Raw genomic sequence first — 13469 nt, forward strand, 5'->3', positions numbered from 1 at the left:
CTAAATCACCGTTTGCTTTTGATGATGGTGCCCAGGCCTTGCAGATAGGCCACCAGCGCGTCCATTTCGGTTTTGCCCTTCACAGCATCCTTGGCACCGGCGATGTCTTCATCGGTGTAAGGGACGCCGAGCGTGCGCAAGACTTCCATTTTCTTGGCGGTGTCTTTGCCGTCGAGCTTGTTTTCCACGAGGAACGGGTAGGCCGGCATTTTCGACTCGGGCACTACGTTGCGCGGGTTGTACAAATGCGCACGCTGCCAGTCATCGGAGTAACGGCCGCCGACACGGGCCAGGTCCGGACCGGTACGCTTGGAACCCCACAGGAACGGGTGGTCCCAGACGCTTTCACCGGCGACCGAGTAGTGGCCGTAACGTTCGGTTTCAGCACGGAACGGGCGAATCATCTGCGAGTGGCAGCCGACACAACCGTTGGCGATGTAAATGTCGCGGCCTTCCAGTTCAAGGGCGGTGCGAGGCTTCATGCCTTCGACCGGCTTGTTGGTGACGTCCTGGAAAAACAGCGGAACGATCTGGGTCAGGCCGCCGACGCTGACGGCGATAACCATGAAGAAGGCCAGCAGGCCAATATTCTTCTCGACTGCTTCATGCTTCATCAGTGAGCTCCAACTACAGCAATCTGAGCGGCGGCTTCGGCTTCAGCCGGGTTCGAGGCACGTACGGTCCGCCATACGTTGTAGGCCATGAACAGCATGCCGCTGGCAAAGAACGCACCGCCCAGGGCGCGAACGATGAAACCGGGGTGGCTGGCTTGCAGCGCTTCGACGAACGAGTAGGTGAGGGTGCCGTCGTCGTTGATTGCACGCCACATCAGACCCTGGGTGATGCCGTTGACCCACATCGAAGCGATGTATAGAACGGTGCCGATGGTCGCGAGCCAGAAGTGCGCGTTGATCAGGCCGATACTGTGCATCTGGGCGCGACCGAACAGTTTCGGGATCATGTGGTAGATGGCGCCGATCGAGATCATCGCTACCCAGCCCAAGGCACCGGCGTGTACGTGGCCGATGGTCCAGTCGGTGTAGTGCGACAGCGAGTTCACGGTCTTGATGGCCATCATCGGGCCTTCAAAGGTCGACATGCCGTAGAAGGCCAGCGACACCACCAGGAAGCGCAGGATCGGGTCGGTGCGCAGCTTATGCCAGGCGCCCGACAGGGTCATCATGCCGTTGATCATGCCGCCCCAGCTCGGAGCCAGCAGGATGATCGACATCGCCATGCCCAGGGACTGAGCCCAGTCCGGCAGAGCGGTGTAGTGCAGGTGGTGCGGACCGGCCCAGATGTACAGGGTGATCAGCGCCCAGAAGTGCACGATCGACAGGCGATAGGAGTAGATCGGACGCTCGGCCTGCTTCGGAACGAAGTAATACATCATCCCCAGGAAGCCGGTGGTCAGGAAGAAACCCACCGCGTTGTGGCCGTACCACCACTGGATCATCGCGTCAGTCGCACCGGCGTAGGCCGAGTAGGACTTGAAGAAGCTGACCGGCAGGGAGGCGTGGTTAACGATGTGCAACATCGCCGTCACGACGATGAAGGCACCGTAGAACCAGTTACCCACATAGATGTGCTTGGTGTTGCGCTTGGTGATGGTGCCGAAGAACACCAGACCGTAGGACACCCAGACGATGGCCAGCAGAATAGCCAGGGGCCATTCCAGTTCCGCGTATTCCTTGGTGGTGGTGTAACCCAGCGGCAAGGTAATGATCGCGCCGACGATCACCGCTTGCCAACCCCAGAAGGTGAAGGCTGCGAGGCTGTCGGAAATCAGTCGCGTTTGGCAGGTTCGCTGCACGACGTAATAAGAAGTGGCAAACAGAGCACAACCACCGAAGGCGAAAATCACCAGGTTGGTGTGCAACGGGCGTAAGCGTCCAAAAGTCGTCCACGGCAGACCGAAGTTCAATTCCGGCCATACAAGCTGTGAGGCGATGAAGACACCAAGCCCCATGCCAAGGATCCCCCAGACCACCGTCATGATGGCGAACTGGCGGACTACCTTATAGTTATAAGCAGTCGGACTGATTGCTGTGCTCATTCTAAGGTTCCACGGTTTGGGTGTTTTATTAGGAGTAAAAATCGGCCGCAAGTATGTAGAAAGCGGGGGGTCATTGCAACGCGCCATGACCTGGGTCAATGCTTTCAAAAGCTGATTCTGCGGCCTTTCCATGCGCCGCGTAAGGACAAAATCGACCTCGGACAAAATGTCGCAGCAAACGAAAATGATGAGGGGGTCAGGTCAGTTGTTACGGGGTGTGTTCAAACACAACGATCGGGTGACCGATGGCAATTGGCACGACAGCCGGTATCTACCAGCCTTTGCGGCCTGTCATCGAGCAGATTCGTCGAACACATCGGGTTGAGTCGACCTGGAACCGGCTCATGCCAGTTCGCATCGGAGCAAGCTTAGACCCGAATCAGGTGAACCGAAAGGAGGACCAACGGAGGGGTGCGACACTTGGTCGCAAAGAGGCAGGGAACTGCCGCATCCGGGAGAATGCGGCAGTAGAGCGGTCGAGATTTATTCGCGTTTGCCTTCGGCTTGCAAACGCTCGGTGTTCAAGCCGTGGGACAGGCTGTACACGTAAGCAGCCAGCAATTGCACCTTGTCGTTGCCGAGCAGTTCGTTCTGCGCCGGCATATGGCCCTGGCGGCCATGGCGAATGGTCTGTTGCAGTTGTGCCAGGCTGGTGCCGTAGATGAATCCGGCCGGTTGCGTCAGGTTCGGCGCGCCCATAGCTTCAGTGCCTTTGCCGGTTGCCCCATGACAGGCTACGCACGTAGTGCTGAACGCTTGCTGTCCGGCGTGCAGATCGGCGGTGTCGTCAGCCGGCAATGGCAGGCCGGCCAGTTCGTGACGCACATACGCGGCCACGTTCTTCACGCCGGCCTCGCCGAGGATTTCACCCCAGGCTGGCATGGCCGCCATGCGACCGCCCATGATCGTGGTCTTGATCATCTCGGCATCGCCGCCCCAGCGCCAGTTGCTGTCGGCCAGGTTCGGGAAGCCGAAAGCGCCCTTGGCATCCGAGCCGTGGCATACGGAGCAGTTCGAGGCGAACAGGCGACCGCCCATTTTCAGCGCTTGCGGGTCGTTGGCCACTTCTTCCACCGGCATGGCGGCGAACTTGGCGAAGATCGGCCCGAACCTGGCGTCCGCCTTGTTCATCTCCTTTTCCCATTCGTGGACGCCGGTCCAGCCGTCCTCGTAACCCGGCAGGATGCCTTTCCAGTTGCCCAGGCCGGGATAAAGAATCAGGTAGCCCACGGCAAACACCAGCGTGCCGGCGAACAGCATGAACCACCACTGCGGCAGCGGATTGTCGTACTCCTCGATGCCGTCGAAGCTGTGGCCCATGGTCTGGTCGACGCTGCCCTTGGTTTCGCCCTTGCGGGTGCCGATCAGCAGCCAGGTCAGGCCGATCAGGCTGCCGATGGTCAGTACGCAGATCCACGTACTCCAGAAGGTGGTCATGGCCGGGTACTCCTTGTTGTTGCAGGTTCTTGGGTGCTGTCGGGTTGTGGTTCGTCGGCGAACGGCAGCAAGCGCGCTTCGGCGAATTCCGGACTGCGCTTGCTGTTGAACACCCACAGCGTCAGGCCGACGAAGGCCACGAACACCACAACCGTGCCGAGGCCACGGATCAGGCCTGTGCTCATTTCAATGACCATGGCTCACCTCTTGCTCTTGATGGCAGTGCCGAGCACTTGCAGGTAAGAAACGAGTGCGTCCATTTCGGTCTTGCCCTTGAGGCTGGCGACCGCGCCGCTGATGTCGTCATCGCTGTACGGCACACCGAGGGTGCGCATCGTGCGGATCTTGGTTTCGGTGTGGCTGCTGTCGACCGCTTGCGTGACCAGCCATGGGTAGGCCGGCATCTTCGACTCGGGTACGACGTTGCGCGGGTTGTACAAGTGCGCGCGGTGCCAGTCATCCGAGTAACGCGCGCCGACCCGGGCCAGGTCCGGACCGGTGCGTTTCGAGCCCCAGAGGAACGGGTGATCCCAGACGCTTTCACCGGCCACCGAATAGTGCCCGTAACGTTCGGTTTCGGCGCGAAACGGCCGGATCATCTGCGAATGGCAGCCGACGCAACCTTCGCGGATGTAGATGTCGCGACCTTCCAGTTGCAGCGCGGTATAGGGCTTCATGCCTTCCACCGGTTTATTGGTCACGTCCTGGAAGAACAGCGGGACGATCTGGGTCAGACCGCCGATGCTCACGGCCAGGACCATCAGCAGCATCAGCAGGCCGACGTTTTTCTCGATTGTTTCGTGTTTCATGGCGGACTCCTCAGGCCATCTGCGCGGCAGCGGCGACTTCGGCAGGCTGCGAGGCCCGCACGGTGCGCCAGGTGTTGTAAGCCATCAGGAACATGCCGCTGAGGAAGATCGCACCGCCCACCAGTCGCACGACGAAGCCTGGGTGGCTGGCCACCAGGGTTTCGACGAAGGAGTAGGTCAGCGTGCCGTCTTCGTTGACTGCGCGCCACATGAGGCCCTGGGCGATGCCGTTGACCCACATGGACGCGATGTAGAGCACGGTGCCGATGGTGGCGAGCCAGAAGTGCGCGTTGATCAGGCCGATGCTGTGCATCTGCGCTCGACCGAAGATTTTCGGGATCATGTGGTACAGCGCGCCGATGGAAATCATCGCCACCCAGCCGAGTGCCCCGGCGTGAACGTGGCCGATGGTCCAGTCGGTGTAGTGGGAGAGGGCGTTGACCGTCTTGATCGCCATCATCGGCCCTTCGAAGGTCGACATGCCGTAGAACGCCAGCGAGACCACGAGGAAGCGCAGGATCGGGTCGCTGCGCAACTTATGCCAGGCGCCCGACAGGGTCATCATCCCGTTGATCATGCCGCCCCAGCTCGGTGCCAGCAGGATCAGCGACATCACCATGCCCAGCGACTGCACCCAGTCCGGCAGCGCGGTGTAGTGCAAGTGGTGCGGACCGGCCCAGATGTACAGGGTGATCAGCGCCCAGAAGTGCACGATGGACAAGCGATAGGAATACACCGGACGCTCGGCCTGTTTCGGCACGAAGTAGTACATCATCCCGAGGAAACCGGCGGTGAGGAAAAAGCCTACGGCGTTGTGGCCGTACCACCATTGCACCATGGCATCGGTCGCACCGGCATACACCGAGTAGGACTTGGTGAAACTCACCGGCAACTCAACGTTGTTGACGATATGCAGAATCGCCACGGTGATGATGAACGCACCGAAGAACCAGTTGCCGACGTAGATGTGCTTGGTCTTGCGCTTTGCCAATGTGCCGAAGAACACGATGGCGTAGGCAACCCAGACGATGGTGATCAGAATGTCGATCGGCCATTCCAGCTCGGCGTATTCCTTGGAACTGGTGTAACCCAGCGGCAGGCTGATCGCCGCCAGCAGGATCACCACTTGCCAGCCCCAGAAGCAGAACGCGGCGATTTTTGGCGCAAACAATTGTGTCTGGCAGGTGCGTTGCACCGAATAGAACGAACTGGCGAACAGGGCGCAACCGCCGAAGGCGAAGATCACTGCGTTGGTGTGCAGCGGGCGCAACCGGCCGAAACTGGTCCACGGCAAATCGAAGTTGAGTTGAGGCCAGACCAATTGGGCCGCGAGAAAAACCCCGAGCCCCATGCCGACGATGCCCCACACCACCGTCATAATGGCGAATTGGCGGACCACCTTGTAGTTGTAGGCGGTACTGATAGAAGTGTTCATGGTTCCCCATCCACGGTTCAGCCGAAGTGAGCGCGCTTGCGACAAAAAGGCAGCGCGTCCTTCGCCTGGAGTTATAGGCAGACTAAAAGCGAGGCAAGCATGGACAAACAGCACAAGGCCAGTATTGACGGGGATCAATGGGCGCAGTGTGCGCGCGATCATGGATGGTTGTGGAATGCCGCCTCAGGACCTGCATCGACGACGCTGATCCTCGCCCACGGCGCAGGCGCGCCAATGGACAGCGGCTGGATGAACGACATGGCTGCACGCCTCGCCGATCAAGGCGTTAACGTGTTGCGCTTCGAGTTTCCGTACATGGCGCAACGGCGTGTTGACGGGGGCAAGCGTCCACCGAATCCGGCACCGAAACTGCTGGAATGCTGGCGTGAGGTGTATGCCGAGGTGCGACGCCATGTCACTGGGCGCCTGGCCATTGGCGGCAAGTCCATGGGCGGGCGGATGGCCAGTCTGTTGGCGGATGAGTTTGGTGCGGATGCCTTGGTGTGCCTCGGTTATCCGTTTTATGCGGTGGGCAAACCAGGGAGGCCTCGGGTCGAGCATTTGGCCGGGCTCAAGACGCCGACGTTGATCGTGCAGGGCGAGCGCGATGCTCTGGGTAATCGGGAGACGGTCGAGGGGTACGCGCTATCGCCGAGTATCGAAATGTTCTGGCTGGTGGCGGGAGATCATGATTTGAAGCCGTTGAAGGCTTCGGGGTTTACCCATGAGCAGCATCTGGCGGCTGCGGCGATGAAAGTGGCCTCATTCCCTCAGTGATTTTTGTGGTGCTGCTCAAGGCCCTTCGCGGGCAAGCCTCGCTCCTACAGGTCGTATGCTATTGAACGGCCACCGATAACCCCGGTAGGAGCGAGGCTTGCCCGCGAAGGCGATCAGTCAGGCGCCATTGATCAACGATCTGGTAATAAACAACGAAAGTACATCAAGTGTTTTTGTTTTAGCTTTTTGATTGTCTCTTTTCAGATTGAAAGTGCCGTTGGGACTCAAACGATAGGTTTTGAATTTGGCGTTGTAGTCACCTTTTACAGTTCCCTTGACCGGATCTAGTGTGATTGTCAGTTCGGCATCATCTGCGTAGACAACCCTAAAGCCGTTGAACCCTGGAGGGGCGGGAATCGAGTGGGTGTGTGACACATGCAGATCCTGCCCGTCCCCAAGCTTGTAGGTCTGTTCCAACTGGTTGTCATCGATGTAAGGCACCATAAGAAGAAAGCTGAAGTAGTTCTCTTCATCGCCTGATCCGATCGAGCCGGCGAAAACCCAGCTTTCTTCGCCGGTAGGTTCGAATAGGCTTCGGTAAAAAGAGGTGTCTTTTGCATGAATCGGTTTACCTTCGAAGTTCCAGTTAAATTCGTCTCCCGGCACCTGAATAGTATTTTCCTTAGGGATGAAAAAATCTTTAGTGGTCATTGCGAAATCCTTCTCTGGAATGGGTATGAAGTAAATGCCGACGGGCTATACCGGCACTCAATTGATATCCCGCCCGTACGGGTGCGTCTACTGTCAGACCTGACAGCTAGACGCCGGATTTCAAATGTGGGTGCACTGGCTAGCGGCCAATCGTGCATCCCGGTATTGCTTTCCATGAGGCAATAAAAAGCCTGGAAGCATCACCTTCCGGGTTTTTGCACAGCTTGTAGAGATCAGCGGCTAAACCGCTCCACCAACCCGAAAATAGCGGGCAGTTCACCGCACACTTTGTAGTTATAAAAATGAGCGGCGAAGTTACTCCAGTTTTTGATTTGTTCGAAAAGCGCAGAGATTTTGACTGCTGGCATCTATGGCTACTTTGTTATGGGTAGCTTGCCAGTGATCACATATTTATCGAACGCTTTCTGCCCATCACGCGCGGCTTGCCGGACATCAAGAAAAGTCAGTTCATCGCGAATGACTTTTTGACCGGCTTGTCGATCTTTCTGGTGGTGGCCATCGGAGCCTCCAAAGGAGATGTATTCATACTGACCAGCTTAAGGGATTGGGTTTCTACCGGCAAACGATAGAACCGACCCAAAAAGTGCACCAGTCAGCGGATTCTGGCGTGCTTGTAGGGCATGGCGCTCCTATGTGTAGTCACGCGGTGAGCCACAATAAAAAACCCGGAAGCTCTCGCTATCCGGGTTTTTTGAATCACCAATCCAATCAGCGATTAAACCGCTCCACCAACGAGTACTGCGTGTTGGCAGTCTTCGTCAGCTCTTCACTCAACAACGCCGAGTGTTGCGCCTGTTCCGACGTCTGATCCGCCAATTGCGAGATGTTGCTGATGTTGCGGCTGATTTCCTCAGCCACTGCACTTTGCTCTTCAGTCGCCGCCGCAATCTGGGTGGTCATGTCGGTGATGTTGGCCACCGCTTCGCTGATGCCCACCAGTGCCTGATCCGCTTCCAGTACCCGCGCCACGCCTTCTTCCGCCTGGCGATGCCCGGCTTCCATGGTTTGCACCGCAGTGCTGGCGGTTTGCTGCAGTTTGGCGATCAGCGCGTGGATCTGCCCGGTGGATTCGCTGGTGCGTTGCGCCAGTTGACGCACTTCGTCAGCCACCACCGCAAAACCACGGCCCATCTCGCCGGCACGTGCTGCTTCAATGGCAGCGTTCAGCGCCAGCAGATTGGTCTGGTCGGCGATGCCTTTGATCACATCGACCACGCCGCCGATTTCGTCGCTGTCCTTGGCCAGTTGGGTGACGGTCGCCCCTGTTTCACCGACCACCACCGACAGGCGCTGGATGGCTTCACGGGTTTCGCCTGCGATGTCGCGGCCGCGACCGGTCAAGCGATTGGCTTCCTGAGTGGCGTCAGCGGTGCGCTGTACGTGGCTGGCGACTTCCTGCGTGGTGGCGGCCATCTGATTGACGGCGGTGGCCACTTGCTCGGTTTCGACGCGTTGACGTTCCAGGCCAGTGGAGCTGTTGTGGGCCAGGGCGTCGGACTGCTTGGCTTGCTCGGTCAGGTGCTCGGCGGTGTCCTGCAAACGGGTCAGGCAGGTTTTCAGACGCGCTTCCTGGCTGAGGATCGACATCTCCAGACGCGCCTGGGCGCCACGACTGTCGGTGTACATCTGCGCGATCAGCGGGTCGGAGGTGGTCTGCTCGGCCAGGCGCAGCAAGCGCTTGAGGCCACGCTGTTGCCAGCTCAAGCCCAACAGGCCCAGCGGCACCGAAAGTCCGGCGGCGAGGGCGAAGCCCCACTGGGACGTCAGCGTGGCACCGATCATGAAGCTCAGTTGGCTGACCAGAATGAACGGCAGCCAGTCCTGAAGCACCGGCAACCATTTGTCTGTCGAAGGAATGGCCGACTTGCCCTGGTTGATGCGTTGGTAGAGCGCTTCGGCACGGCGGATCTGCTCGGCGGTGGGTTTGACCCGCACCGATTCGTAGCCGACCACCTGATTGCCTTCGAACACCGGCGTGACATAGGCGTTAACCCAGTAGTGATCACCGGTCTTGCAGCGATTCTTGACAATGCCCATCCATGGCAAGCCTTGTTTCAGCGTGGCCCACATGTGCGCGAACACCGCGGCCGGGACGTCGGGGTGACGGACCAGGTTATGCGGCGCACGGATCAGCTCCTCACGAGAAAACCCGCTGATTTCGACGAAGGCGTCGTTGCAGTAGGTGATCACGCCCTTGGCATCGGTGGTGGAAATCAACCGTTGCTGAGCCGGGAAGGTCCGTTCGCGTTGTGTGGTGGGCTGGTTGTTACGCATGGCTTTTTCAATCCGCAAGGCTTTGAGAGGTTGTCGGCGGCGTCAGGATTTTATTGAAATTATTTTTCAATAATCGGCAGCACGTCGCAAAACGGAGATTGCCTCAGCCGGCGAGCATCGGGTAGGTGAACAGGGCGAAATGCAGCAGGTTCAAGCCGAAATGGGTGGCGATGGCCGCCCCCAAACCGCCAAAACGGTAGGCCAGACCATAGCCGACACCTGCCAGTCCTGCCAGCAGCACCCAGTGCCAACCCGCACCCACATGCACCAGACCGAATAACAGCGAGGCGAGCAGCAACGCCAGGTTTTCACCGTAGGGCAGGTGTTTGAAGAAACGGCTGAGACCGCCCTGGACGTACCCGCGAAACAGCGCTTCCTCCACTAGCGTTACCAGCAACAGATTGTTCAGCACCCACAGGCCGGCTTCGTCCGGCCACTTCGGTGCCCAACTGATCACCCCCAGCAAGAGCGCACCACCCAAGGCCAGCAAGGCGCTCAGGGTTAGCGCCATAGCGGTGGCATAGAGGGAAAGGCGCAGCGAACGGCGGCCGATAATCCACGGACACACCAGCAACAGCCAGAAGCCGATCAGGGGTTTGTCCTGATTCAGGTACATGGAAAACGGCACGGCATCGACGGTGAAGCGTTGTGGGGCGATGCCGCGACCGTTGTAGAAACCGGGGAGCCAGTGCATCGCCAGCGCCAGGGCCATGAAGATGAACAGGGCGTGACCGAGGTAACGAGCGACAGGGATTTTTTGCTGACGGACTGCGAAACCGGCCACGAGCAGCAACGCGACGGAGATGCTGGCGAGCCAGCCGAGTTGGCCGTAGGTCAGGGCGAGGGCGTAGCCGAGGGAGAGAAGGGCCAGGTAAGTCCATGGCAGGGCAATCATTGAAAATCCTTGTGTCCGAAATTTTTCGGTTTGACTCGATCCACTGTGGGAGCGGGCTTGCTCGCGAAGAGGCCATAACATTCACCATCATCGTCGACAGCTAAACCGCTTTCGCGAGCAAGCCCGCTCCCACATTTTGATCGGCGTTGTTTGCACTTTGGGCGCAGGAGTATAGGGACGTATGCGACACAAATAAAAACACCGCCCGAAGGCGGTGTTTTTGTCAGCAGGTGGTTACGACGCAATCAACTGCCGCAACACGTAATGCAAAATCCCCCCTGACTTGAAGTATTCCACTTCATTGAGCGTATCGATCCGGCACAGCACCTCGATCTTCTCGCGGCTGCCGTCTTCACGGGTGATGATCAGTGTCAGGTTCATCCGCGGCGTCAACTCGACGCCGGTCAAACCGAGGATATCCACAGTTTCCTTGCCGGTCAGGTTCAGGCTCTTGCGGTTCTGATCCAGTTTGAACTGCAACGGCAGCACGCCCATGCCCACCAGGTTGGAACGGTGAATCCGCTCGAAGCTCTCGGCGATGACTGCTTTCACACCCAGCAGATTGGTGCCCTTGGCCGCCCAGTCGCGGCTCGAGCCGGTGCCGTATTCTTGCCCGGCGATCACCACCAGCGGCGTGCCCGACGCTTGATAGCGCATGGCCGCGTCGTAGATCGGCATCCTTTCCCCGGTCGGGATGTAAATCGTGTTGCCGCCTTCTTCGCCGCTGAGCATTTCGTTGCGAATGCGGATATTGGCGAAAGTGCCGCGCATCATCACTTCGTGGTTGCCGCGACGGGAACCATAGGAGTTGAAGTCTCGTGGCTCCACGCCTTTCTCGCGCAGGTAATGGCCGGCCGGGCTGTCGGCCTTGATGTTGCCGGCGGGGGAGATGTGGTCGGTGGTCACCGAGTCACCCAACAGCGCAAGAACCCTGGCCCCGGCGACGTCCTTGACCACCGGCGGCGGCCCGCCGATGTCATCGAAGAACGGCGGATGCTGGATGTACGTCGAATCGTCCTGCCACACATAGGTCGCCGCTTGCGGCACTTCAATCGCTTGCCATTGCTCATCGCCGGCAAACACTTCGGCGTATTCCTTGTGGAACATGGCGGTGTTGACCTGATTCACGGCGTCGGCAATCTCTTTGGTGCTCGGCCAGATGTCCCGCAGGTACACCGGATTGCCGTCCTTGTCGTTGCCCAACGGTTCGCTGCTGATGTCGGTGCGCACCGTACCGGCCAACGCATAGGCCACGACCAGTGGCGGAGACGCCAGCCAGTTGGTTTTCACCAGCGGATGCACGCGACCTTCAAAGTTACGGTTGCCCGAGAGTACCGAGGCGACGGTCAGGTCGGCGGCCTGGATGGCCTTCTCGATCGGTTCCGGCAAGGGGCCGGAGTTGCCGATGCAGGTGGTGCAGCCGTAGCCGACCAAATCAAAACCCAGTTCATCCAGGTATTGAGTCAGGCCGGCAGCCTTGTAGTAGTCGGTGACCACTTTCGAGCCCGGGGCCAGCGAACTCTTGACCCACGGTTTGCGCTTGAGGCCTTTCTCCACGGCTTTTTTCGCCACCAGCCCGGCGGCCATCATCACGCTCGGGTTGGAGGTGTTGGTGCAGGAGGTGATCGCGGCGATCACCACCGCGCCGTTTTTCAACCGATAGGTCTGACCGTCGTATTCGTAGTCGGCTTCACCGGTCATATCGGCATTGCCCACCGCCACGCCTCCGCCGCCTTCGCTTTCGAGGCGACCGACTTCCTTGCTGGTGGGTTTGAATTGCAGGTCGATGAAATCACTGAACGCTTGCGCGACATTCGGCAGCGAGACCCGGTCCTGTGGGCGTTTCGGCCCGGCCAGGCTGGCTTCGACGCTGGCCATGTCCAGCGCCAGGGTGTCGGTGAACACCGGTTCCTGGCCCGGCAGGCGCCACAGGCCCTGGGCTTTGCTGTAGGCCTCGACCAGTTTCACGGTTGCCAGCGGGCGACCGGACAGGCGCAGGTATTCCAGCGTGATGTCGTCCACCGGGAAAAACCCGCAGGTGGCGCCATATTCAGGTGCCATGTTGGCAATGGTCGCGCGGTCGGCCAGCGGCAGATCGGCGAGGCCATCACCGTAGAATTCGACGAATTTGCCGACCACGCCTTTCTTGCGCAGCATCTGCGTGACGGTTAGCACCAGGTCAGTGGCGGTGATGCCTTCCTTGAGCTTGCCGGTGAGTTTGAAGCCGATCACTTCCGGAATCAGCATCGATACGGGTTGGCCGAGCATCGCTGCTTCCGCTTCAATCCCGCCGACGCCCCAGCCGAGCACGCCGAGGCCGTTGATCATGGTGGTGTGGGAGTCAGTGCCGACCAGGGTGTCGGGGAAGGCGTAGGTGCGGCCGTCCTCTTCCTTGGTCCAGACCGTGCGACCGAGGTATTCCAGATTGACCTGGTGGCAAATACCGGTGCCCGGCGGCACCACGCTGAAGTTGTCGAAGGCGCTCTGGCCCCAGCGCAGGAACGCATAACGCTCACCGTTGCGCTGCATTTCGATGTCGACGTTCTGTTCGAAGGCGCTGGAACTGCCGAACTTGTCGACCATCACCGAGTGGTCGATCACCAAGTCCACGGGGGAGAGCGGATTGATCCGCTGCGGGTCACCGCCGGCCTTGGCCATGGCGGCGCGCATGGCGGCCAGGTCGACCACGGCAGGCACGCCGGTAAAGTCTTGCATCAAGACGCGGGCAGGGCGGTACTGGATTTCGCGGTCGGAGCGACGCTCCTTGAGCCAGGCGGCAATCGCCCGAAGGTCGGCGCCGGTGACAGTTTTTTCATCTTCCCAGCGCAGCAGGTTTTCCAGCAGCACTTTCAACGACATGGGGAGCTTGTCGAGGTCACCGAGACTCTTGGCAGCGTCGGGCAGACTGAAATAATGGTAGGTCTTGTCGTCGACTTGCAGGGTTTTAAGGGTGTTCAGGCTATCGAGGGACGGCATTGCGATCACTCCTTTGAGTCCGCACGGCTACGGACTGAGGGGACGGACAGAGCATTAAAACTAGCCCTGTTTTAAGTAGCTGGCTAATAACTGGACTCTATCGACAAGTCCGAGGTTCCGAACTCGGCTATCATGCGC

General features: G+C 59.3%; 11 protein-coding genes. 1 reads left to right on the forward strand and 10 read right to left on the reverse strand.

Annotated features, from left to right (window positions below):
- Window positions 1-5: 5 nt before the first annotated feature.
- The 6 genes from ccoO (ACA049_RS09925) to ccoN (ACA049_RS09950) form a co-directional block, all read right to left on the reverse strand.
- Entirely contained in the window at window positions 6-614 is a 609-nt protein-coding gene (gene ccoO, locus ACA049_RS09925; RefSeq protein WP_010456412.1) for a cytochrome-c oxidase, cbb3-type subunit II, read from the reverse strand.
- A complete protein-coding gene (gene ccoN, locus ACA049_RS09930) occupies window positions 614-2056 on the reverse strand; it encodes a cytochrome-c oxidase, cbb3-type subunit I (RefSeq protein WP_109628938.1) in 1443 nt (480 codons plus the stop codon). Before ccoN (ACA049_RS09930) ends, ccoO (ACA049_RS09925) begins: the two co-directional genes overlap by 1 nt.
- Before the next feature lie 483 nt (window positions 2057-2539).
- Window positions 2540-3493 (reverse strand): cytochrome-c oxidase, cbb3-type subunit III, encoded by a 954-nt coding sequence (ccoP, locus tag ACA049_RS09935; RefSeq protein ID WP_497335014.1) that lies wholly within the window; start codon window positions 3491-3493, stop codon window positions 2540-2542.
- Window positions 3490-3690: a cbb3-type cytochrome oxidase subunit 3 gene (locus ACA049_RS09940; protein ID WP_497335016.1), complete on the reverse strand. Its 201-nt coding sequence runs from the start codon at window positions 3688-3690 to the stop codon at window positions 3490-3492. Before ACA049_RS09940 ends, ccoP begins: the two co-directional genes overlap by 4 nt.
- A gap of 3 nt (window positions 3691-3693) precedes the next feature.
- Window positions 3694-4302 carry a cytochrome-c oxidase, cbb3-type subunit II gene (gene ccoO / locus ACA049_RS09945; protein WP_109628942.1) on the reverse strand — a complete coding sequence of 203 codons (609 nt, stop codon included), beginning with the start codon at window positions 4300-4302 and terminating at the stop codon, window positions 3694-3696.
- A 10-nt stretch (window positions 4303-4312) separates the two neighbouring features.
- On the reverse strand, window positions 4313-5737 hold the full coding sequence (gene ccoN / locus ACA049_RS09950) for a cytochrome-c oxidase, cbb3-type subunit I (protein WP_497335018.1): 1425 nt from the start codon (window positions 5735-5737) through the stop codon (window positions 4313-4315).
- A gap of 99 nt (window positions 5738-5836) precedes the next feature.
- Between ccoN (ACA049_RS09950) and ACA049_RS09955 the strand changes: the two genes are divergently transcribed.
- Window positions 5837-6514, forward strand: coding sequence for an alpha/beta family hydrolase (locus ACA049_RS09955; protein ID WP_497335020.1), 678 nt, complete (start codon window positions 5837-5839; stop codon window positions 6512-6514).
- Between the two features lie 117 nt (window positions 6515-6631).
- Here ACA049_RS09955 and ACA049_RS09960 read toward each other — a convergent pair whose 3' ends face one another.
- From ACA049_RS09960 to acnA, 4 genes are all read right to left on the reverse strand, one after another.
- Window positions 6632-7165: a hypothetical protein gene (locus tag ACA049_RS09960; RefSeq protein ID WP_497335022.1), complete on the reverse strand. Its 534-nt coding sequence runs from the start codon at window positions 7163-7165 to the stop codon at window positions 6632-6634.
- 729 nt (window positions 7166-7894) lie between these two features.
- Entirely contained in the window at window positions 7895-9460 is a 1566-nt protein-coding gene (locus ACA049_RS09965; RefSeq protein WP_497335023.1) for a methyl-accepting chemotaxis protein, read from the reverse strand.
- Between the two features lie 103 nt (window positions 9461-9563).
- Window positions 9564-10355, reverse strand: coding sequence for a CPBP family glutamic-type intramembrane protease (locus ACA049_RS09970; RefSeq protein ID WP_497335024.1), 792 nt, complete (start codon window positions 10353-10355; stop codon window positions 9564-9566).
- Window positions 10356-10589: 234 nt separating this feature from the next.
- Window positions 10590-13331 (reverse strand): aconitate hydratase AcnA, encoded by a 2742-nt coding sequence (gene acnA, locus ACA049_RS09975; RefSeq protein WP_497335026.1) that lies wholly within the window; start codon window positions 13329-13331, stop codon window positions 10590-10592.
- Window positions 13332-13469: the final 138 nt, after the last annotated feature.

Source organism: Pseudomonas sp. LBUM1662, assembly GCF_059695915.1.